25 protein-coding genes are annotated in these 22,416 nt (G+C 31.3%); 10 read left to right on the forward strand and 15 right to left on the reverse strand.

What is annotated here, in order from left to right:
* Nucleotide 1: 1 nt before the first annotated feature.
* From OS191_RS15230 to OS191_RS15245, 4 genes are all read right to left on the reverse strand, one after another.
* On the reverse strand, nucleotides 2-331 hold the full coding sequence (locus OS191_RS15230) for a DNA-directed RNA polymerase subunit omega (protein WP_267156556.1): 330 nt from the start codon (nucleotides 329-331) through the stop codon (nucleotides 2-4).
* A 10-nt stretch (nucleotides 332-341) separates the two neighbouring features.
* On the reverse strand, nucleotides 342-1,154 hold the full coding sequence (locus tag OS191_RS15235; RefSeq protein WP_267156557.1) for an outer membrane protein assembly factor BamD: 813 nt from the start codon (nucleotides 1,152-1,154) through the stop codon (nucleotides 342-344).
* A gap of 116 nt (nucleotides 1,155-1,270) precedes the next feature.
* Nucleotides 1,271-2,149 carry a 4-hydroxy-tetrahydrodipicolinate synthase gene (gene dapA / locus OS191_RS15240; protein ID WP_267156558.1) on the reverse strand — a complete coding sequence of 293 codons (879 nt, stop codon included), beginning with the start codon at nucleotides 2,147-2,149 and terminating at the stop codon, nucleotides 1,271-1,273.
* Nucleotides 2,146-2,670 carry a DUF6913 domain-containing protein gene (locus OS191_RS15245; RefSeq protein WP_267156559.1) on the reverse strand — a complete coding sequence of 175 codons (525 nt, stop codon included), beginning with the start codon at nucleotides 2,668-2,670 and terminating at the stop codon, nucleotides 2,146-2,148. Before OS191_RS15245 ends, dapA begins: the two co-directional genes overlap by 4 nt.
* A gap of 72 nt (nucleotides 2,671-2,742) precedes the next feature.
* Between OS191_RS15245 and OS191_RS15250 the strand changes: the two genes are divergently transcribed.
* Both OS191_RS15250 and OS191_RS15255 read left to right on the forward strand, forming a co-directional pair.
* Entirely contained in the window at nucleotides 2,743-3,504 is a 762-nt protein-coding gene (locus tag OS191_RS15250; protein ID WP_267156560.1) for a 5'-nucleotidase C-terminal domain-containing protein, read from the forward strand.
* 4 nt (nucleotides 3,505-3,508) lie between these two features.
* The gene (locus OS191_RS15255) at nucleotides 3,509-4,426 is read left to right on the forward strand and encodes a bifunctional metallophosphatase/5'-nucleotidase (protein ID WP_267156561.1); all 918 of its coding nucleotides are present in this window, start codon (nucleotides 3,509-3,511) and stop codon (nucleotides 4,424-4,426) included.
* Here OS191_RS15255 and OS191_RS15260 read toward each other — a convergent pair.
* From OS191_RS15260 to OS191_RS15280, 5 genes are all read right to left on the reverse strand, one after another.
* The gene (locus tag OS191_RS15260) at nucleotides 4,413-4,886 is read right to left on the reverse strand and encodes a hypothetical protein (protein WP_267156562.1); all 474 of its coding nucleotides are present in this window, start codon (nucleotides 4,884-4,886) and stop codon (nucleotides 4,413-4,415) included. The two genes, OS191_RS15255 and OS191_RS15260, sit on opposite strands and share 14 nt — an antisense overlap.
* A gap of 1,341 nt (nucleotides 4,887-6,227) precedes the next feature.
* Nucleotides 6,228-6,923 carry a hypothetical protein gene (locus OS191_RS15265; RefSeq protein ID WP_267156563.1) on the reverse strand — a complete coding sequence of 232 codons (696 nt, stop codon included), beginning with the start codon at nucleotides 6,921-6,923 and terminating at the stop codon, nucleotides 6,228-6,230.
* A 104-nt stretch (nucleotides 6,924-7,027) separates the two neighbouring features.
* Nucleotides 7,028-9,022 carry an NAD-dependent DNA ligase LigA gene (ligA, locus tag OS191_RS15270; RefSeq protein ID WP_267156564.1) on the reverse strand — a complete coding sequence of 665 codons (1,995 nt, stop codon included), beginning with the start codon at nucleotides 9,020-9,022 and terminating at the stop codon, nucleotides 7,028-7,030.
* A gap of 3 nt (nucleotides 9,023-9,025) precedes the next feature.
* Nucleotides 9,026-9,904 carry a peptide chain release factor N(5)-glutamine methyltransferase gene (gene prmC, locus OS191_RS15275; protein WP_267156565.1) on the reverse strand — a complete coding sequence of 293 codons (879 nt, stop codon included), beginning with the start codon at nucleotides 9,902-9,904 and terminating at the stop codon, nucleotides 9,026-9,028.
* The gene (locus OS191_RS15280) at nucleotides 9,901-10,392 is read right to left on the reverse strand and encodes a GNAT family N-acetyltransferase (RefSeq protein ID WP_267156566.1); all 492 of its coding nucleotides are present in this window, start codon (nucleotides 10,390-10,392) and stop codon (nucleotides 9,901-9,903) included. Before OS191_RS15280 ends, prmC begins: the two co-directional genes overlap by 4 nt.
* A 36-nt stretch (nucleotides 10,393-10,428) precedes the next feature.
* On the opposite strand from OS191_RS15280, the gene ribD reads away from it, so the two are divergent.
* The 4 genes from ribD to OS191_RS15300 are packed head-to-tail and all read left to right on the forward strand — an operon-like array spanning nucleotide 10,429 to nucleotide 13,557.
* Entirely contained in the window at nucleotides 10,429-11,433 is a 1,005-nt protein-coding gene (gene ribD / locus OS191_RS15285) for a bifunctional diaminohydroxyphosphoribosylaminopyrimidine deaminase/5-amino-6-(5-phosphoribosylamino)uracil reductase RibD (RefSeq protein ID WP_267156567.1), read from the forward strand.
* 32 nt (nucleotides 11,434-11,465) lie between these two features.
* Nucleotides 11,466-12,077 (forward strand): HAD family hydrolase, encoded by a 612-nt coding sequence (locus tag OS191_RS15290; RefSeq protein ID WP_267156568.1) that lies wholly within the window; start codon nucleotides 11,466-11,468, stop codon nucleotides 12,075-12,077.
* Entirely contained in the window at nucleotides 12,074-12,937 is an 864-nt protein-coding gene (locus OS191_RS15295; protein ID WP_267156569.1) for a GRP family sugar transporter, read from the forward strand. The genes OS191_RS15290 and OS191_RS15295 overlap by 4 nt, the downstream gene beginning before the upstream one ends.
* On the forward strand, nucleotides 12,937-13,557 hold the full coding sequence (locus tag OS191_RS15300; RefSeq protein ID WP_267156570.1) for an IMPACT family protein: 621 nt from the start codon (nucleotides 12,937-12,939) through the stop codon (nucleotides 13,555-13,557). Before OS191_RS15295 ends, OS191_RS15300 begins: the two co-directional genes overlap by 1 nt.
* On the opposite strand, the gene OS191_RS15305 is transcribed toward OS191_RS15300, so the two are convergent.
* Complete coding sequence (locus tag OS191_RS15305; protein ID WP_267156571.1) at nucleotides 13,554-13,952, reverse strand: acyl-CoA thioesterase; 399 nt, start codon at nucleotides 13,950-13,952, stop codon at nucleotides 13,554-13,556. The two genes, OS191_RS15300 and OS191_RS15305, sit on opposite strands and share 4 nt — an antisense overlap.
* Nucleotides 13,953-14,137: 185 nt before the next feature.
* On the opposite strand from OS191_RS15305, the gene dnaA reads away from it, so the two are divergent.
* From dnaA to OS191_RS15325, 4 genes are all read left to right on the forward strand, one after another.
* A complete protein-coding gene (gene dnaA, locus OS191_RS15310; protein ID WP_267156572.1) occupies nucleotides 14,138-15,565 on the forward strand; it encodes a chromosomal replication initiator protein DnaA in 1,428 nt (475 codons plus the stop codon).
* 36 nt (nucleotides 15,566-15,601) lie between these two features.
* Nucleotides 15,602-16,057, forward strand: coding sequence for a low molecular weight protein-tyrosine-phosphatase (locus OS191_RS15315; RefSeq protein ID WP_267156573.1), 456 nt, complete (start codon nucleotides 15,602-15,604; stop codon nucleotides 16,055-16,057).
* Between the two features lie 67 nt (nucleotides 16,058-16,124).
* Nucleotides 16,125-17,540, forward strand: a complete 1,416-nt coding sequence (locus tag OS191_RS15320) for a PQQ-dependent sugar dehydrogenase (protein ID WP_267156574.1) — start codon at nucleotides 16,125-16,127, stop codon at nucleotides 17,538-17,540.
* An 11-nt stretch (nucleotides 17,541-17,551) separates the two neighbouring features.
* Nucleotides 17,552-18,268 carry an SAM-dependent methyltransferase gene (locus tag OS191_RS15325; protein WP_267156575.1) on the forward strand — a complete coding sequence of 239 codons (717 nt, stop codon included), beginning with the start codon at nucleotides 17,552-17,554 and terminating at the stop codon, nucleotides 18,266-18,268.
* 5 nt (nucleotides 18,269-18,273) lie between these two features.
* Here OS191_RS15325 and OS191_RS15330 read toward each other — a convergent pair whose 3' ends face one another.
* From OS191_RS15330 to dapF, 5 genes are all read right to left on the reverse strand, one after another.
* Nucleotides 18,274-18,939 carry a peptidoglycan-binding protein LysM gene (locus tag OS191_RS15330; RefSeq protein WP_267156576.1) on the reverse strand — a complete coding sequence of 222 codons (666 nt, stop codon included), beginning with the start codon at nucleotides 18,937-18,939 and terminating at the stop codon, nucleotides 18,274-18,276.
* A gap of 107 nt (nucleotides 18,940-19,046) precedes the next feature.
* On the reverse strand, nucleotides 19,047-19,958 hold the full coding sequence (locus OS191_RS15335) for a DUF2279 domain-containing protein (RefSeq protein WP_267156577.1): 912 nt from the start codon (nucleotides 19,956-19,958) through the stop codon (nucleotides 19,047-19,049).
* A 3-nt stretch (nucleotides 19,959-19,961) separates the two neighbouring features.
* Nucleotides 19,962-21,005: an endolytic transglycosylase MltG gene (mltG, locus tag OS191_RS15340; protein WP_267156578.1), complete on the reverse strand. Its 1,044-nt coding sequence runs from the start codon at nucleotides 21,003-21,005 to the stop codon at nucleotides 19,962-19,964.
* Nucleotides 21,005-21,526 (reverse strand): GNAT family N-acetyltransferase, encoded by a 522-nt coding sequence (locus OS191_RS15345; protein ID WP_267156579.1) that lies wholly within the window; start codon nucleotides 21,524-21,526, stop codon nucleotides 21,005-21,007. The genes mltG and OS191_RS15345 overlap by 1 nt, the downstream gene beginning before the upstream one ends.
* Nucleotides 21,520-22,299: a diaminopimelate epimerase gene (gene dapF, locus OS191_RS15350; RefSeq protein WP_267156580.1), complete on the reverse strand. Its 780-nt coding sequence runs from the start codon at nucleotides 22,297-22,299 to the stop codon at nucleotides 21,520-21,522. Before dapF ends, OS191_RS15345 begins: the two co-directional genes overlap by 7 nt.
* Nucleotides 22,300-22,416 lie beyond the last annotated feature (117 nt).

A 22,416-nucleotide genomic window follows, 5' to 3' on the forward strand; every position in this document is an offset into this window, starting at 1 on the left:
TTTATTCTTGTGTATCGTCTTCTGTGTTTCTGTAATAAATTTTATCATCTAACCATTCCTGTACTGCCAAAGCATGAGGTTTTGGTAATTTTTCATAAAATTTAGAAACTTCAATTTGTTCTTTGTTCTCGAAAATCTCTTCAAGACTATCGTTAAAAGTAGCAAATTCTTCAAGCTTTTCTATTAATTCTTTTTTAATTTCAGAATTAATTTGTTCTGCTCTTCTAGAAACAATAGATATAGCTTCATAGATATTACCTGTAGGTTCTTCTATTTTATTTCTGTTATATGTAATGGTATTAACAGGAGCTTTAATTTTTTTTAAATCCATTTTATTGTATTTAGCTTTTAGTACTATATTTTTCTAATTCTTTAATTACTTCTTCTAACATTTTGTCAGCTTCTTCCATACGTTCAGAATCACTATAATTTTTCTTATAGTTGTTGTAGTGTGTCTTTACACTTTCTAAACGATTTTGTCTTTTAGATAAGACACTGTTAATGGCTAAATGATAAGCCGAATCTAATTTGTAATAGTAAGCATCTTCTCTATAAACAGATCCTGGAAAATCTAAAATAAAATTATCAAATGCCTTAATGGACGCATCATAATCTCCCGTATAACCTGCTATTTTATTGTATTGCTTAGCTATTTCGTATGCTTTTCTCTCTAATTTAAAATCTAATTCCTGTACAAGGAGGCTTGCTTCAGGTAAAAATTCGGATTCAGGATATAAATTGATAAATCCTTGAAGCTTATCAATAGCCTCTCTGGTTTCTGTTTGATCTTTAGAGTACACAGGAGACAACATATAAGCGCTTTTTCCACTTAAAAAAGAAGCTTCGTCAACTTTCTCACTTTGAGGATAAGCCGAAGTAAATCTCTCAAATTGATAACTAGCCAAATAGTAATCTTTCATTTCAAAGAAACTTTTGGAATATAAGTACATCAGCTTTTCAGCTTGAGGTTTTCCTCTATAGTTGGGAACAATTTGAGCAAAAAGTTTATTTGCTTTAGCAAATTTCCCTTTATTATACATCTCTTCTCCTTCTTTAAATTTTTCAGCAATATCTGGCTTTTTTAAAGCTTTTTGATAGGAGCTACAAGAACTTAAAACAGTGAAAGTTATAAATAAATAAAAAAGTTTCTTCATAATTTTTAAACAGGAGGCAAAATTAAGCTATTATAATGGATTTTAAAAATATTATTTTCAGCTAAAATAATTGCTTAAACTCGCTTTATATCAGGTTTAAGGATAATTTAACTTTTTTAAAAATTATTTACAAAGTCAGCAATCTTGGTTTTTAAGGAATCTGTTGCTGCAACAAGAGGTAATCTAACTACATCTTTACACAGGTTTATTTTTTCTAAAACAGCTTTAATTCCAGCTGGATTGTTTTCTGCAAAAATTAACGATATAATATCTAAAAACTGATAATGAAGCTTAAAAGCTTCTTTGGCTTTTCCTTCTAATGCCAAGTGAATCATTTTTGAAAATTTTTCAGGAAAAGCCTGACCAATTACGGAAATAACTCCTGCTCCACCTGCTAAAGTTACAGGTAAAGCTAAATCGTCGTCGCCCGAAATAACCAAGAAATCTTTTGGTTTGTTTTTTATTAATTGAAAGTATTGAAACATACTTCCTGCAGCTTCTTTAATAGCAACAATATTTTCAAAATCGGTTGCTAACCTGATAACTGTTTCTGTTAACATATTAGAGGCTGTTCTTCCAGGAACATTATACAAAATAACAGGAACTGGTGAAGCCGAAGAAACGGCTTTAAAATGTTGATAAATACCTTCTTGAGTAGGCTTACTATAAGCTGGAGACACAGATAATATAGCTGAAATATCTTTAAAATTAGTTGTGTTTATTTCTTCAATTATTTCAGCTGTATTGTTTCCTCCAATTCCTAAAACCAAAGGCACACGATTATTATTCGCTTTAACTATAGTGGCTATAATCTCCTTTTTTTCAATTTTGGAAACGGTAACACTTTCTCCAGTTGTGCCACTAATTACAATATAATTAGTGCCGTTTTCTATATTATAATTTACAATTTTGGAAAGCGATTCATGATCTACACTTAAATCTTTTTTAAAAGGTGTTACAATTGCTATACCTAAACCTGTTAATTTATTTTTCATGTGTTTAATTTATTTAATACCCTCAAGTATTTATTTAATTCGATTTTAAACGCCTCAAAATCTTTGAAATCTGTTTTTATAATCAAATCGTTAAGACGCTTGTCTAGCTGAAAAATACTTACTTTAAAATGTGCTTTTGAAGCTGTGGTTAAAAACTTTAACTCTAAAACATCTTTGGAGTAATAACTGATTAACAAATCGAATTTGGTGTCTAAAAAAGTTTGTAACTCTATATTATTTACTTTCCCATTCCAAGTAAAATCTTTCGGATTAAAACAATCGTTCCAGGAATAAGTTACTTCTTTTTTAGATTCTGTAAACGCAATAATCTTTAATTTATTTGGCCTTAGATTTAACGATTGAGCAATGGTTTTAATGGATTCAAAGTCGGTTGTCTCATCAGCATTTAAAACAATTCCTATGCTCTCAATTTTATTGGTGTTAAAATGTGTTTCCCTATTAGCTAAAATGGTGTTTAAATTCTTTTTAATAGATTTTTCTTTTAAACCCTTTAAAATCATTATATCTTTATACTTTGCTACAAAGGTAGTAAAAGTACAGACAAAAAATTATTAAAACGCACATGTTTCGTCATGAATTTTAAACCTCTTTTTGCGCTATTTCTTATAGCATTTATATTTTCTTGTAAACAAGAAAAACAACACTTAACAAGAATTGAAGGAAAACAAATTGCCGTTACGGATAGTTTGGAAACAGACCCTGAAATAGAAGCCTTTATTAAGCCCTATAGAGACCATGTTAACAAAAACATGGATAGCGTTATTAGTTATGCCATGCACACCTACTCTAAAACAGATGGCGAGTTAAATACTGCTATCGGGAACTTATTTGCAGATGTGATGTTTGAACAAGGTAATCCCATTTTTAAAAAGCGAACAGGCAAAGACATTGATATGGTTTTAGCCAATCATGGAGGAATTCGAGCTATTATTTCTGAAGGCAATATCACTACTAGAACAGCTTACGAAATCATGCCTTTTGAAAACAGCATTGTTGTTGCTCCTATAAAAGGAAGTCAAGTAAACCAAATGATTGCTTATTTACTTAACGCTAAAAGAGCACATCCTATTTCTAAACTACATATTGTTGCAGATAAAAACTATCAGTTGGTAGAAGCTACAATAAACAACAAACCCATTGATACTTCTAAAATATATTATGTTGCCACAAACGACTACCTCTATAATGGTGGAGATGGCATGACTTTCTTTCAGCCAAGTGATTCCTTATATATTTTAAATTATAAAATACGAAATGCTTTTATAGACTATTTTAAAAATCATGACACGATTAATCCTGTTATTGATAATAGATTTATAAAATTAGACCACTAAACCTATGAAAAGAAGAGATTTTATTCAGCAAACAACGGCTGCAACAGCATTAGTTACTATTGGAGGTTTAACCTTACCATCGTTTAGTTCTGCTCCTAAAGGCAAGCACATTACTATTTTACATACAAATGATGTTCACAGCCATATTGATCCTTTTGGGCCAGAAGATGGTCGAAATCCAAATAAAGGTGGCGTAGCCAGAAGAGCTAGTTTGGTTCAAGCTATTAGAAACGAGAATCCGAACACCCTTTTGCTTGATGCTGGAGATATTTTTCAAGGCACGCCATATTTTAATTATTATGGTGGGGAATTAGAATTTAAATTGATGAGCAAATTAAAGTATGATGCTGCCACTATAGGGAATCATGATTTTGATAATGGGATTGATGGCTTATATGCCCAACTACCTCATGCTAAATTTGATTTCTTATCGGCTAATTACAATTTTTCAAATACTATTTTAGACACACATGTAAAGCCGTATAAAGTTTTTATTAAAGAAGGTTTGAAAATTGGCGTTTTTGGAGTTGGCATCCAGTTGGACGGCTTGGTATTAAAAGATCTTTATAAAGAAACTGACTATTTAAATCCCATTGAAATTGCTCAAGATATGAGCCGTATTTTAAAAGAAGAAGAACATTGCGATCTTGTAATTTGCCTCTCGCATATTGGCTACAAATACAGTAATAACCCAAATAAACCAAGTGACTTAATACTGGCCGAGAAAACCAAAAATATCGATTTAATTATTGGAGGCCACACACATACTTTTTTACCAAAACCTACAGTCACCAAAAATGCAGAAGCAAAAAATGTACTGGTAAACCAAGTAGGTTGCTATGGTATTAATTTAGGAAGAATAGATTTTTATTTTGATACCGATAAAAACAAAACTGCTAACGGAACCTCTATAATTGTCTAGTTAGTGTTAAGATTGACTCTTTTGAAATTGAACTGTTACTAGTAATTCTCTCTAAAACCAATTGCTTTTTACGGAGTCTGTTTTCTCCAATAAGAAAATTGAACAAAAAGAACAGACCAGTGATATGCAATGTATGATCTAGCATACTAAAACTCCAGTTATAGATATAATAACTGCTTACATAATGTAGAACATCTGAAAACACAAAACACAAGACTGTAAACAGAAAAAGAATGGATTGTTTGGTGTCTGAATTTAAATACACAACAAACGACATAAAAGTTAAAGCTAACAAGGAAAGACTCTTTAAAGCAAATAGATTAATTTCTGTAGTATCTGAAATCTGTGTTTTTAAAATCCCGAATAATTCATATAAAAAATAGGAATTTATACTGATTACGATTACCAAATAAGTAATTACTACCGTATCTATTCTAATGCGCTTTACCTTAGGTATCATATAGATTATTAAGGCTACATAGCTCAAAAAATATAAAAAACTAGAAAAATTTAAGAGTGAATTGTTTGATGAGAATACTGTAGAGAAATCTCCAATAAACGACAACACAAAAAAGACCACAAACACCAAATTTACATATCTGTTTTTTATATAGTAAAACATTATAAAAACAGGAATAAGTAGGGGTTTTGTTACCTGTAACAATAAATCGTTTTCACTTAAAGAAGCGAAAACATTTAATAAGATAAGTATAAACAGAACGCATAGAAAAATTCTGTTATAACTAATTTTTAGCCATTCTTTCACAGTAGATAATCATAAGTAGGTTGAATCAAATGTAATCAATTACAACGATATTAATGTGCAGTTCGTCGAAAAGTATGTTAAAATATTAGATTTTTTATAAAAACACAGCTAAAAACAGGTGAAGATTTATGGAGATACCAGCTTATGAAACAAGCTTAAATGTCTTTTCGCTTTTAAGTCTTGAATGAAAATAATAAAAGCAAAAAGCCAAAACAAATAATATGGTAGAGGTAAAATTAAGCATGTCCTGATCTACAATATAAAAATAGGCAATCTGGATAAATTCGGAAAAAACAATACATAAAGATCCGACAAAAAACAGTAAGGTCTTTTTGTTATCATTATGAAAATATGCTATTAGTGAAAATGTTAAGAGCAAAAGCATAACAACATTATAAATAAGCTCAATAAAAATTAAATTTTCATCATTTATAAAAGGGTACACAATAGTTAACAGCATATAAACTATATATATGTTCAAAATAAGAAGCACAATGAGGTGAAGCTTATACTCTTTTATAATTTTTTTAAAGTTCATTCCTTTCATAACTTCAAACAATAAACATATGTATGCCACTATATAAAATGAGTTTCCTATAATATAATAGATATCTAATGCCATTTCTGTTTCTAAATAAAACTGTAAAAATATGGTCAAATCTGATATAGAAAAGAGCAATAGAAACCAAGTAAAAAAAGGAGATCTATTTTTTACGTTTATAAAATATAACAAGGTAATTAAAGGAACAATTAAAGATTTTGAAACACTCGAAATTAAGTATTGCTCTTGAAACTGAAATAGCGCAAAAGAAGCACAAAACATAATAATGAATGCTATAAGTATGTTAGACTTAGTTAAAATCATAAACTAAAAAATGAAAGCAAATATATACAATATTTACAATTAAACGTAAATATCATACATTTTAACGGTTTAAAAAATTTTATTTATAATGATTTTAAATTATTAACAGCTAGATATCTTGAATGAATCATCCATGTTATTTTTAAAAACAGTCAGCTAAAAAAATATAATTAATAATTAACAAAGGAATTTTGTGCACGGGTCTTTATCTTAATAGAAGCAGAAAAATAAAACATTAAAAAGGCACATAATTCTAATAAGATAGAAACAATACGAATAATGCTCATTTCATCTGAAAGGTAGTAATAACCTATTAACAAAAACTCAAAAAAGGTCAAAGCCAAACAACCTGAAAACAACAGTAGTGCTTTATTGTTTTCGTTTAATAAATAATTAAAAAACGACATACTTAATAAACCTAACAAGATAATGTTATAAACATGTTCAAAAATTCTAACAAATTCAATATGGGTTGTTTCAAAAGTTATTGGATTTATAATGGTTGCCATAACAAAGATTATATAAATGTTTAGCAAAGACAAGACTGCAAAATGAATTGGAAAATTTTTAAGTATCAATTTCATTTTAACCGTTTTGTTTATTTCTAAAAACAGAAAAACATAAGACAACATATATAAACCATTACAGAGAAAATAAATTTGTTCGTTATAACTCTCTTGATCGTAAAAATTAATAAGATCTGAAATGGTATACGTAACTAAAAATAAGGTAAGAAAAGTGGGTTTATTTTTAACTTTAATTAAGTAAAACATAGTTATAATGGGAGCTATAAACATTTCCAATTGTGTATCAATACTAAAATCAAAAATTATTAAAGAAATAAAAAATGAAATAAAATTTGCCATATAGCCTTACTCAATGTTGTGCATGAGACAACAAATATATTCAAAAAATACAATAAGCGACAATAAAAAAGACATTAACAACAAGTAATTCAAGTCTTTAAAATTTATTGTACCATCTCTAAAAATTCTTGTTCAGAAATAATAGACACTTGTAATTTTTCTGCTTTTTCTTTTTTACTTGGCCCCATATTATCTCCAGCCACAATATAATTGGTTTTTCCTGATATAGATGAAGACACCTTCCCTCCATTATCTTCTATAAGCTTTTTAAGTTCGTCTCGAGAAACAATATGGAACACACCTGAAACCACGAAAATGTTACCTTCTAATATATTTGTCTGATTGGCTAATTTTTCTGCAGAAATCTCTAATTGGACACCAAAATCACGAAGTCTATTTATAATCTCTCTATTAGTTTGAGAATTAAAAAATTCTAATACACTTTCGGCAATCTTCACTCCTATTTCATCTACATTAATTAGGTGATCATGTGAAGCTTCCGCAATTGCTTCAATACTTTTATAATGTTTGGCAAGTTTTTTAGCAACAGTTTCTCCAACATACCTTACACCTAAAGCATACAAAACGCGTTCAAATGGCACTTGTTTGGATTGTTCTATTCCTTTAATTAAATTATCGGCACTTTTCTCTGCCATGCGCTCTAAGGGCAAAACTTGCTCTTTTGTTAATTCATATAAATCTGAATAATTATGAATCAAATTTTCATTAACCAACAAAGCAACAGTTTCCCCACCTAAACCTTCAATATCCATAGCTTTTCTAGAAATGAAATGCTGAATTCTACCTATAATTTGAGGTTTACAACCATTGTAATTTGGACAATAATGCTGAGCTTCCCCTTCAGTTCTCACCAATTCTGTTTCACATTCCGGACAATGGGTAATGTATTGTGTTGGTTGTGAGTTTTCTGGTCTTTTAGTTAAATCGACAGCTATGATTTTAGGGATAATTTCCCCTCCCTTTTCAACAAAAACTTCATCTCCAACTCTAATATCTAGTTTTTCAATTTGATCGGCATTGTGTAAGGATGCTCTTTTAACTGTTGTTCCTGCTAATTCCACAGGTTCTAAATTAGCCACTGGCGTAATAGCTCCAGTACGTCCAACTTGATAACTAATGGTATTTAATCTCGTAGAAACCTGCTCTGCTTTAAACTTATAAGCAATGGCCCAGCGTGGTGCTTTTGCCGTATAACCCAACTCCTCTTGTTGCTGTAAATTATTCACTTTTACAACCACTCCATCTGTTTCGTATGGCAATTCATGTCTATGTTTGTCCCAATAATTTATAAATTCAAAGACCTCATCAATAGAATTTACAAGTTTAGCTGCTTGAGGCACTTTAAATCCCCAAGAACGTGCTTTCTCTAAACTTTCAAATTGCGTAGTAATATTTAAATTACTTCCTACAATACTATATAACAAGCATTCTAAAGGTCTTTTAGCAACTTCGCTACTGTCTTGCAACTTCAAACTTCCAGAAGCCGTATTTCTAGGATTTCTATAAGGTTCCTCTCCTATTTCTATCCGTTCTTCATTCATTTTATTGAAACCTTCATAAGGCAAAACAATTTCACCACGAATGTCGAATCTTTCAGGGAAATCTCCCTTTAATTGTAAAGGCACCGACCTAATTGTTTTTATATTGGCGGTTACATTATCACCTTGAACCCCATCTCCTCGAGTCACAGCTTTTATGAGGTTTCCGTTTTCATAAGTCAAACTTATAGAAGCGCCATCGTATTTTAATTCACATGTAAATTGTAAATCTCCATCTACCATCTTTTTTATTCGGGTTTCCCAATCCAATAAATCCTCTTTAGAATAAGAATTATCCAAAGAGTACATACGCTGTTCGTGAACAAGAGTTTCAAAATTTTTAGTGATTTCTCCTCCAACACGCTGACTTGGGGAATTGGCATCAAAAAATTCTGGATGTTTAGCTTCTAAGGCTTGAAGCTTCTTTAGTTTTATATCAAAATCATAATCGCTTATGCTGGGACTATCCAACACATAATAATTATAATTGTGTTTATTAAGCTCTTCTCTTAATTGTAAAATCTGCTCTTTACTTGTCATTTATTAAAAATTCTTTTTACCTTTTAACATACGATTATTTCCAAATATATCTAATTTCAACTCTAAATCTGTAAAACCTCTATCCTTCATTAGTTCTTTGGTTTCATTTCCAAGATATTGATTGATTTCAAAAAATAGCAGGCCTTTTTCTTTCAAATTATCAGATGCAAAATCGGTGATGGCTGCGTAAAACTGTAACGGGTTATTATCATCAACAAATAAAGCTAAATGGGGTTCGTGTTTTAACACGTTATTCTTTATTTCCACTTTTTCTAGGTGTCTTACATAAGGTGGATTCGACACAATAATATCAAATTCAATACTATTAAATTTCACATTCACAGAGTCTTTATTTAAAATGTCGGCTTGAATAAAACGAACATCTACTTTGTTTAATTCCGCATTCTTTTGAGCTATTTTTAAGGCTTCTTCGCTAACATCCACAGCGTAAACTTGAGCATTTGGAATATTTTTAGCCAAGGAAATAGCTATACAACCAGTACCTGTGCCTATATCTAAAATGGTTAAAGACTTTATACTTTGAATCTTAGATTTTGAATCCTGAACCACTAGCGTAACAAGTTCTTCTGTTTCAGGTCTGGGAATTAATGTATATTCATTCACTTTAAAAGGCAGTCCAAAAAACTCAGTTTCCCCAATAATATACTGTATGGGTTCTTCTATTTTTAATCTGCTTAAAGCTTCAAATAAGGGTTGTTCCTCTTCTTTTGATATAGTTAAGTCTGGGTCTAGAACCAAGGCTATTCTATTCAGTTTTAAATAATGGGAAATCAAAATATTAAAAAAACTTCCGACTTCATTTGCACCAAAAATGGCATCTAATTCTTTATGAAATATGTTTTGAATATCCTTTAATTTCATAGTGCTTTTATCATCCAGACATCACAAGAATAATGCCCTGTATTTCCTAAAGGTTTATCTAAAGACTCAAACCCTACTTTAGTATATAATTTTTGTGCTGCAACCATAAATGGTAAGGTTTCCAAATAGCATTTTTTAAACCCCAAAACCTTAGCCCTTTCCATACATTTCTGAATCAGAATCTCACCTAAACCAAGACCTCTTGCTTCTTTTAAAAAGTACATTTTTTGAAGTTCGCAAACTAGATCTTCAAAACCATCTAATGGCGCAATTCCGGCACCACCAAGTATCTTTCCTTGTCGTTCTATCACAAAATAAGCAGCCTTTTCATTGGTATAAGTTTCCATCATATTATTTAGAGACACATCTTCATAAGCAGTTCCCACTTTGGGCGCTCCTAATTCTACTAAAACGTCCCTGATTACTTGTGCTATTTGTATATTATCTGCTACAGATATTTCTCTAATAACAATATTATTATTGCTCACTTTATTATGTTATTTTTGCGCTGAAAATTTGTCGGGATGAAGATACATGAAAAATATATAACACGTTGTATTGAAATTGCTAAAAATGGACTTGGAACTACTGCTCCAAACCCAATGGTTGGCTGTGTTATTGTATTTAATAATGACATTATTGGCGAAGGTTTTACAAGCCCTTATGGTGGAAATCATGCCGAAGTAAATGCTATAGAAGCTGTTAAAGACAAATCTTTATTAAAAGAAGCTACGCTTTATGTGACTTTAGAGCCTTGCAGTCATTTTGGAAAAACGCCACCTTGCAGCGATTTAATTATCAAACACCAGATACCAAATGTCGTAATTGGAACTACGGACACATTTAGTCAAGTTGCTGGAAAAGGTATCGAAAAGCTAAAAACCTCTGGATGCAATGTTACTGTGGGAGTATTAGAAAATGAATGCAAAGAACACCACAAACGTTTTTTAACTTTTCACAATAAAAAGAGGCCTTATATTATTTTAAAATGGGCAGAAACTCAAGACGAGTTTATTGCGCCAGAAACTAGAAATGAACAAAAACCAGTTTGGATTACCAACGAACAATCTAGGCAACTGGTCCATAAATGGCGAACAGAAGAACAAGCCATTTTTGTAGGAACCAAAACCATTCTTGAAGACAACCCTAGCTTAACAGTTAGAGATTGGACCGGAAAAAACCCCATTCGTGTGGTATTAGATAGAACGAATAGGCTTTCTAAAGATTTTCAAGTTTTTAATGAAGAAGCCAAGACTCTAGTTATTTCTGAAAATGAGATAAATTTTTCAAAAAATATAGCAGCTCATTTTTGTAGTTATTTGCATAAAAAAAACATTCAATCCATAATTATTGAAGGTGGAAGACAAACTCTTCAAACCTTTATAGATGAAAATCTTTGGGATGAAGCTCGAGTTTTTACTGGAAAATCTACTTTCAATCAAGGTGTAAAAGCCCCGGTATTTAAAGGAAAACAAATTCAAGAATCATCCATTTTAGATGATATTTTAAAAATATACTCCAATCAATAATAAAAAAGAACCCTGCTTTTCAGGAAATAGATATGATTAAAACTTTAATCTTCGATTTTGGCGATGTCTTTATCAACTTAGATAAAGAAGGGGCCATGAATCATGCACTTGAAACTTTTAAATTAGACACACTTTCCGAAGAAATAATGGCTTTCAATAGTTTTTACGAACAAGGCCTAATTTCAACAGAAGAATTTATAGAATTCTATTTAGAGAATTTTCCAGACTTAACAGAGGATACTATTCTACATGCTTGGAATTGTATTTTAATGGATTTTCCAAAACATCGGTTAGACTTTATAAAAAACCTTGCTTCAGAAAAAAAATACCAACTTATTTTATTGAGTAACACCAATACGTTACATATAGATTGGATAAAAAACGAAGTGCCCTTTTATGAAGAGTTTAAAAATTGCTTTGATGTTTTCTACTTGTCTCATGAAATCAATCTAAGAAAACCTAGTGCCGATATCTATCAGTATGTATTAGCAGAAAACAACTTATCTCCTGAGAATTGCTTATTTATAGATGATACCGAAGAAAACACAGTAGCTGCATCCAAATTAGGGATTCACACATGGCACATTAATCCAAAAACAGAGGATATCACTAATTTATTTACCATTAAAAAAGATCTCTTTTGATAGATTTATTCTTAAGTATTCTAGCTTCGACACTTATTTTTTTAATCTTCAAATTATTTGATAGATTTAAAATTAATACGCTGCAAGCCATAGTATTTAATTATATAACAGCTTGTTTTTGTGGTGTTGTTACGTCTAAAAAACAATTTCAGGTTCAAGAAATTATTCATTCAGAATGGTTTTACGGCGCTTTAATTTTAGGTTTTTTATTTATAAGCATCTTTAATGTTATGGCCATTACGTCTCAGCGTAACGGCTTATCTGTTGCTTCTGTTGCAACAAAAATGAGCGTAATAATACCGGTTATTTTTGGAATATACGTCTATAATGAAAGTACAGGGTTCCAAAAACTTTTAGGAATTTTCTTAGCCTTATTTGCCGTGTATTTTGTTTCGGTAAAAAAAGACCTGCCTTTTAACTTTAAAAGCAACCTGATGTTTCCTTTAATTATTTTTATAGGTTCAGGGATTATTGATACTTCCATAAAATATATAGAAACCACTTATATTGAAGGAGATGGCATACCTTTATTTTCTGCCACGATTTTCTTTTTTGCTGGATGCATAGGCATTGGGATGCTTATTATAAAAATGATTAGAAAAGAATTTAAGTTCAATCCACCAAGTATTCTTGGAGGAATTGCCTTAGGAATTGCCAATTATGCATCTATCTATTTTATTTTAAAAGCCTTGAATCATGAGTCGCTAGAAAGTTCTACTATTTTTACTATCAATAATGTAGCTATCGTTTTGTTTACTTCTCTTGTTGGTTTAATATTTTTCAAAGAAAAGCTGTCTTTTAAAAATTGGATTGGAGTTGGCTTAGCCATTATTTCAATCTTATTAGTAACTTTGGCTTAATGGACAAAAAAGACACGTACAAAACCTTAATCAAGTCATCTAAAGAAGTTTTATTCAAAGACAAAAACAGTAAGTTTTTTGGATATGCTTATCCTGTTTTAAATGAAGACCAAGTAAAAGAAAATTTGGAAGCCTTAAAAAAGCAACACCATTCAGCCAGACATTGGTGTTATGCCTATCAATTTGGCACAGATGAAAATAATTTGCAATTTCGGGCAAACGATGATGGCGAACCCAACAATAGTGCAGGCATGCCAATTTACGGACAAATACAATCTTTTGATGTTACGAATGTTTTAATTGTAGTTGTTAGATATTTTGGAGGTGTCAAACTTGGAGTTGGAGGGTTAATAAATGCATATAAAACTACAGCTCAAATGGCTTTGGAGGCTTCAAAAATAGTTACTAAGACTATTAATAAACATTTTGAAATAAGCTTCGATTACAAAAACATGAACAAAGTGATGCGTCTAATTAAAGAAAACAATCTAAAAATTGTAAACCAGACTTTAGAACTAGATTGTAAAATTGAAATTTCAGTCCGTTTAAAAGACGCATTAAAAACTTTTGAAAGTTTTCAATCAATTTTTGAAGTTGAGATAAAAGAGTTGGACAACTAATTCATTATTTTATTTAAAATATAATCCGGGCATTTTATCGGTCTTTTGGTTTTCATATCAATAAAAGCCAAAACTGTAGATGCTAACACTAAAATTTCACCAACTTCATTAGTAATTTCATACTCAAATTCAATCCTTACTGAAGGTTCTTTTTTTAGTTGTGTTTTTACTTTAACTATGTCGTCGTAAAGTGCTGATTTCTTATAGTTCAAACTCATAGATACTACAGGTAACATAATACCATTATCTTCCATTTCTTTATATGAAATACCTTTCTTTCTCAACCATTCGGTACGCCCCATTTCTAGGTATAACGCATAATTTCCATGATGTACCACCCCCATTTGGTCAGTTTCACCATATCTCACTCTTATTGGTATTTCATCGAAATTCATATAGGACTTTAGATTATTTTTTGTAGTTTAGTCGAAGTGTTAAACATGAGGATTTTTTTCTTTAAATTCAATAGCATTTGATTTTTTTTTTAAGAAATTTGTTCACATATTTGTCCAGCTATAAAATCAATCAAGAGAATTCCAATTCTCTTACCATAATTAACTTATAAATCTTTAAAATTATAATGAGTGTAACTGCGCAATCGGTATGGAACAATTGTCTTGAATTTATTAAGGATAATATTCAGCCGCAAGCATACAAAACTTGGTTTGAACCAATCAAAGCAGTGAAGCTTACAGATAATTCTCTAAGCATTCAAGTACCTAGTAAATTCTTTTACGAATGGCTTGAAGAACACTATGTGAAGATTTTAAAAGTTGCTTTAACTAAAGAATTAGGAGAAACTGCTAAACTTGTTTACATTATTAAAATGGAAAACACGTATGGCAACAAACAGCCTTTTACTGAGAGAATACCAAGTTCTAATCGTTCAGCAGTTAAAGCTCAAGACGTAGATATTCCATTAAATAACAAAAACCCAGAATTACGTAATCCGTTTATTATTCCAGGAATTAGAAACGTAAAAATTGAGTCGCAACTTAATCCTAATTATAGTTTTGAAAATTTCCTTGAAGGCGATTCTAACCGGTTGGCTAGAAGTGCCGGATTAGCAGTAGCTTCGAAACCTGGAGGCACTTCTTTTAATCCTCTTTTAATTTTTGGTGGTGTTGGTTTGGGGAAAACACATTTAGCACATGCTATTGGTGTTGATATTAAAGATAAATATCCTGAAAAAACAGTTTTATATATTTCTGCTGAAAAATTCACGCAACAATATATAGACTCTGTAAAGAAAAATAACAGAAACGATTTCATTCATTTCTATCAAATAATTGACATTCTTATTATTGATGATGTGCAATTTCTTTCTGGAAAAACTGGAACCCAAGATGTGTTCTTTCATATTTTCAATCATTTACATCAAAATGGGAAGCAGGTTATTTTAACTAGTGACAAGGCTCCTGTTGACATGCAAGATATTGAACAACGTTTATTATCTAGATTTAAATGGGGACTTTCAGCAGAATTGCAAAGCCCAGATTTTGAAACTCGCGTGTCTATCTTAAAAAACAAATTATATCGTGATGGTGTAGAAATGCCTGAAGATATTATTGAATATGTTGCCAAAAACATCAAATCTAATATCCGTGAATTAGAAGGCGCTATTATTTCATTAATAGCACAATCTTCTTTTAATAAAAAGGAAATCACTATAGACCTAGCAAAACAAGTTGTTGAAAAATTTGTTAAGAATACAAAACGTGAAGTTTCCATAGACTATATACAAAAAGTAGTTTCCGATTATTTCCAAATGGATATTGACACCTTACAATCTAAAACTAGAAAGCGTCACATTGTTCAAGCTAGACAATTAGCTATGTTTTTTGCAAAAAAGCTTACCAAAGCCTCTTTGGCAAGTATTGGATCTCAAATAGGAAAAAGAGATCACGCTACAGTACTTCATGCTTGTAAAACAGTAGACAATCTTTCTACAACAGATAAACAGTTTAGAAAATATGTTGAAGATCTTTCTAAAAAATTATCGGTTTAAAATCAAACCATTCATCTGAAAAACTTTTAAAACGTCATGACTAAAATTCTAATGGTATGCTTAGGTAATATTTGCCGTTCGCCATTAGCCGAAGGTATCTTAAAATCTAAACTTCCAATAAATCAATTTATCATTGATTCTGCAGGAACTGGAAATTACCATGTTGGAGATCCTCCCGATTTACGCTCTATTAAAGTAGCAAAAAAATATGGAGTAAATATAAGCAATCAAAAGGGCAGACAGTTTTCTGAAACAGACTTTGACACCTTTGATTATATCTATGTCATGGACGATTCTAATTATGAAAATGTTATAAAGTTAGCTAGAAACGAACAAGACATTCAAAAAGTAAGAATGATTCTGAACGAAATTTACCCGAAACAAAACTACAATGTCCCAGATCCTTATACTGGAGGCATACAAGGGTTTGAAAGTACTTTTAAAATGCTAGACGAAGCTTGCGAAGAGATTGCAAAAAAACTTCTTAAATAATTGATTACAAGTGTTTATTAATTTGATTTTTTGTAATTTAGTACAACTAACACATTAAAAAAATAAGATGAAAATAGACGCTAAATTTTTAATTTTTCTATTATTTCCACACTTTCTATTTTCGCAAGAAATTGAATTAGGTATATATGCTTCTGGCTTTACAAATCCCTTAAGCATTAAAAACGCTGGAGATAACAGGCTTTTTGTGGTAGAGCGTGGAGGACTTATAAAAATTGTAAATACAGATGGTTCTGTAAACAACACACCTTTTCTAGATATAGATTCTAGAGTTTTAAGTGGAGGAGAAAGAGGGTTACTTGGCTTGGCGTTTCATCCTCAATATGCTTCCAATGGTTTTTTCTTTGTAAACTATACAGATAATAATGGAGACACGGTGGTATCTAGATTTATAACAAATCCACCAAACTCAAATACTGTAGACCCCTCAACCGAAACTGTTTTAATAAACGTGGAGCAACCAAGTAGTAATCATAATGGAGGTGATTTAGCTTTTGGAAACGATGGCTACCTGTACATAGGTCTTGGTGATGGTGGTTCTAGCGGAGATCCAGGAGATAGAGCTCAAAATTTAACAACCATGTTAGGCAAAATGCTTCGTATAAATGTTGATAATTCAGATCCAGGATTAAATTATGCTATTCCTTCAGACAACCCTTTTCCAAATACAGAAGAACCTAACGCATTACCAGAAATTTGGGCTTATGGCTTAAGAAATCCCTGGAGGTTTTCTTTTGATAGAGAAACACATGATCTTTGGATAGGCGATGTTGGCCAAGGTCAAATAGAAGAAATCGATATGGTTCCTCTGGACCAAGCAGCTGTAAATTACGGTTGGCGTTGTTATGAAGGAGATCAAGTTTATGACACTTCAGGAAATTGTCCTAGTGATATAAACGAATTGACATTTCCTATATCGCAATACACACATTCGTCTAGTGGTAATTTTAAATGTTCTATCACTGGAGGTTATAGATACAGAGGAACTGCCCAACCAAACTTAAATGGTTTGTACTTTTTTGCAGATTACTGTAGTAACGAAATTGGTATTCTTGAAAATAATGGTGGTTCATGGAACATGACTTTTACAACTCCATATTCCGGAAACGGCTGGACTGCATTTGGAGAAGATGTAAATGGAGAAATTTATATTGTAGGTATTGATTCTGGAAACGTTTACAGACTATTAGATCCAAGTTTGAACATACATGAAAATAAATTGTTAGATATAAACATATTTCCAAACCCTGCAACCCATGTATTTACAGTTAAAAGCACTAACCCTCAAATTGTTATTGCAACTGTAAATATTTATAATTTACAGGGAAAACTTGTTAAGTCTGTTTCTGAAAATATAGCTTCTGAAATTAATATTGACACAAAAACTTTATCAAAAGGGTTTTATTTAACTGAAATAATCTCTCAAACCGGCGCTAAAACAACACAAAAGCTAATTATTAAATAAACACGTTATTAATGACGACCCAATTCGGAAAACTTTTTCTAATTCCTACTACACTAGGAGATACAGCTCCTTTAGAAGTATTGCCTATTTCTGTTAAAAAAATTGTTGAACAGGTAGATGTTTATATCGTCGAAAATGAAAAATCTGCCAGACGTTTTATTAAACAAATAAAACCCAGCAAAAAACAATCAACCTTAAAAATATTCCTATTAAATAAATTTACAGATGCAACTGAAATACCTTCTTTTTTAGAGCCTTGTTTACAAGGTAAAAACGTTGGTTTGCTTTCTGAAGCTGGTTGTCCGGCTATAGCAGATCCAGGAGCAGAAGTTGTTAAAATAGCGCATAAACACAATATTAAAGTTGTGCCATTGGTAGGCCCGTCATCAATTATCATGGCTCATATGAGTTCAGGAATGAATGGTCAGAGTTTTGCTTTTAATGGTTACTTACCTATTGATAAAAACGAAAGAAAAAAAGAGTTAAAACGTCTGGAGCAATTATCTTTTAGCCAGAATCAGACGCAATCTTTTATAGAAACTCCTTATAGAAACAACAAATTACTTGAAGATATTTGTAGTGCCTTAAACGATTACACCATGGTTTGTGTGGCTTGTGATATCACCTTATCTACAGAGTTTATAAAAACACAAACCGTATTAGAATGGAAAAAAAATAGTGTAGACCTTCATAAAAGACCTACACTATTTATTATTCATAAAGAATAAAACTCTTAAGCAGAAAGCTTTACTTTGGCTTTTCTATTTGGTTTTATCTTAGACGTATCGTAACCAGAGAATTTTTTTAAGTAGTAAGAAACAGATGTTCCATAAGCATCAGTAAAACCGTTTGCTCCATAACTTCTTAAATATTTCTTAACATTTCCAGGTCCAGCTAAGTGTGCTGCAGCCAATATTCCAGATTCTGTAACTTTAATTCCATTTATCATTTTACCAGAAAAACGCTTGATGTCTTTTCTTAAAATCCATTTGTTACGTTCTGCATTTGCGATAAATGCTTTTTCTTGTAATTCAGGATTGCTTAAAAAGTGAACTGGATTATAAATACCAATCAACTTTAAAGTTTCTTTACCAAATTGGTATTTACCTAAGTATCCTAAAGTGTTAACTGTAAAGTAGTCTCCACCAGATTCTTTAAAGCCTAAAGCCTCTTTAAATCCAACCAAAGATTTACCTAAAGTAGGTGAATATGTTGGTTGTGGTTCATAAATAGGAAATAAATTATCTTGGATTACCTCGCCATGATTTGCAATATTAGATGCATACCTTGGAGATGTGTAGTTTTTTTCTTTAACCGATTTATTCATATAAATCGATCCAAACAATAAGAAACATATTGTAAAAGATAAAGCTAAGTAACTTCCAATATTTTTTATCATATCTTTAAATTTCTTCAGTAAAAATCTATGTGATAATTACTTGAAAATTTCAGCATGCAAAGATATAACTTTTTTTTAATATCTGAAAATTAATCGATTAAGTGTTTCTAAAAGTAGATTCCATGGAACTTTATGCCATTTTTATCGGTGAACTCCAAGGCTGGAAAAGGCACTTTTATCACGTTTAAAACATCAAAAACAGTCTTTAAAACATGTGAATTTGTTTTAATTCTTGTTAGATCTACATCCAAACTTAAGTAATATTGTCTGTAAGGGTTTTGATATGTTATGGCTTCATTTCCATTATTATTAGTACCAGAAACCATGCCTTCTGCACCATAACCAAAGGCCACGTTTAACCACGTTGGTATTTTAGTATCTTTAAAAAAAGAATGTATGTTAAAACTTAACCAATAGGTTTGACCATTATAGTCCTTTAAAAATTCTTCTGAAAATCCGTTTCCTAGTTTATCAGGGTTTAATTGTGCATAATCTGTTCTATGAAAGGAGTATTTTACAGTAAAGCGCTGTTCATCCCAAAGCAATTCTTGACCAACATACAGTCCTGCTCCAGCTGCATTTGCTGCCATATCCCCCCAAGAGAAGCCCCATTCTTCTGAAAACCCATCAAAAACCTCAACAACCGTTAAAAAAGCGAATCCAATGCTAGAACCAAAAATAAGCTGGTCTTTTTTACTAACCCCACTCCACTTTAGTGTGTTTGCTCCTATTCTTCCAAGTTGATAAGCAGAAAACACATGTCCTAATTTATCCATTTGCAACCATTCACTATTATCGTTTAAAGTATGGAATTTGGAATTTGGATAATCTGCATACCAAAGTTGGTTTAACCCAACCAATGTTAGTGTAGCAACAGAAGCCTCAGTAATGGCAACTGCATTTCGTCTTGATTTGTTTAAGGTATCGCTTGGCTTTAAAAATGTATTCAGTTTACTTTGTGAAAAAGACGCACATGTTATTAAACACGCAAGTATGGTATGTTTGAAACATAGTCTCAAAACCTATTTATTTATACCTTGAGATGATAAATATCTTTGATAGTCTCTGGCGTTTGCATTGTGCTGACTTAGGGTTTTAGCAAAATTATGATACCCCAATCTCTTGGCATCTGCAGCAAAGTAAAGGTATTTATGAGCTTCAGGATTTAAAACAGCATCAATAGCTGAAATATCTGGCATAGCAATTAAACCTGGCGGTAAACCTCCATACATATACGTGTTGTATGGCGAGTTGATGTCTTTATGGATATTTAAAACACGCTTAATTACAGTATTCTTATATTTCGGTAATTGATAGGCAGCAAATTTCAATGTTGGGTCAGCTTGAAGTGGCATCCCAATACGTAATCTGTTTAAGTAAACTCCAGCAATTCTTGGTTGTTCTTCTGCTTGTTTAGATTCTTCATGTACTATGGAAGCTAAAGTCATCACGTCTTTTTGAGTTAAACCAATAGCTTTTGCTTTTGCTTTTCTACTATCTGTCCAAAAACGATTGTATTCTTTCAACATTCTATCTCTAAATTCTATAGCAGAAGTATTCCAGAAAAACTCGTAGCTATTTGGAATATACATCCCTAATGCCGTAGCCTTAGTAAACGAGTTTTTTTCTAAAAATGCTTCGTCGTTCATCACGTCAACCAATGTTAAACTATCTGCTTCAATTTGCATGGAAACCCTTCCTGCAAGCGCTGTTAGATTAGGTTGATTATTAAAAGCTAGTTTTATAGGAATATTGTTACTTCTAATAGAATTTATAATATCATTATTATTCATCCCCTTTTTAACAATAAAACGTCCAGCCTTAATATTCGAGATATATTTTTTTTGTTTCGCTAAAGCATCAAATTTCTCTATGTCTTTCAACAAAGGTTTTAATTGTTCTCTTACATCTGCATAAGTTGCATTTGTAGGCACGTAAATATAAGCCTGTTCATTATTAAAAGCCGTGTTATCCACTAACATAACACCATATATATAGTTTGCGAATAAACCAGCTATTATAAGTCCTATTAAAGCTATGGCTACTAAAATTTTTTTAAAATACATTAATTAATACGTTGAAGTAAATATTCGTTTTTATAAGAACCATCTACATAGTTCCAATCTTTTTTTAATCCTATTATTTGAAATTTGTGCTTTGAAAACAACTTGAGACTGGCTTCATTCTCTTCAGAAATATTACAATACAATTGATGTATATTTAAATGAGTTTTACAGTAATTTATCAATAATTCTAAAGCTTCATTTCCAATGCCTTTTTGTCTTTCAGAGGTTTCCTTAACAAGTATCCCTACTCCTGCTCTACTGTTTTTAAAATCAAAATCAAATAGATCAATCATTCCGAGCGCAATATTACTATAATTTGAAATAACTAAACGCAATTGTTTCACTTCAAAAATATCTTTATGCGCATTTTCTAAATATTCTTTAATTATAAATCTGGAATAAGGTGTTTGTGTTCCACTTATCTCCCAAACAGATTCATCATTTTCTATGGCATGAATAAACTCCATGTCTTCAGGTTCTAAAGCTCTTAAATATATATCGTTTCCTTTTAGTGTTACCATGAAATAGTACCTTTAAAAACATAAGTTGCTGGTCCTATAAGCCAAATACGCCTGTAGACATCATCTTTCTTTTCAAAAGAAACCTGTAGTTTTCCTCCTTTGGTTTCAAGACTTACTAGATTATTTTTTGTTTCCCCGGTTTCAAACATCGCTAAAGCAACTGCTGTTACTCCTGTACCACAAGACAAGGTTTCATCCTCTACTCCTCGCTCATACGTTCTAACCTGAAAACTATCTTTAGAAAGCTTTTTTACAAAATTAACGTTAGTTCCTATTTCATTATAAGGTTGTCCATATCGTATTTTTGAACCAACTTCTTTAATTGCTAAGTCGTTTAAATTAGTTTCAAGCTGTACATGATGGGGTGACCCCGTATTTAAAAACACATGTTTTTGATGATTTTCAACCGAAAATACATCCTGCATTTGAAGTTTTATCAACTCGCCTTCAATTATAGCATGATGTAACCCATCTATAGCTTTAAAAGATGTTTTGTCTTGAATAATCCCTAACTGCTTGGCAAAAGCTGTAATACAACGTCCTCCATTACCACACATAGAACTTTCATTTCCATCTGCATTATAATAGACCATTTTAAAGTCACATTCAGGATGGTTCTCTAACAAGATAAGACCATCTGCTCCTATGCCAAAACGTCTGTCGCATAGTTTGGCAATAAATTTGGTATTGTTTTTGTCAAAATGTTGTTGACGATTATCAATCATCACAAAATCGTTGCCTGTTCCTTGATATTTGTAAAATGGTTGTTCCATAAGCAAGGCAAATATATGAATTAAAGACGGTTTATTATCATGTTAAACACACGTTAAATAGTGCGTTAAAAATCGTTAAAAGTTAAAAACCGATTCAATAAACAATTAATTTTAATC

It is taken from the genome of Xanthomarina sp. F2636L (genome assembly GCF_026410195.1).
Taxonomy (GTDB): Bacteria; Bacteroidota; Bacteroidia; order Flavobacteriales; family Flavobacteriaceae; genus Xanthomarina.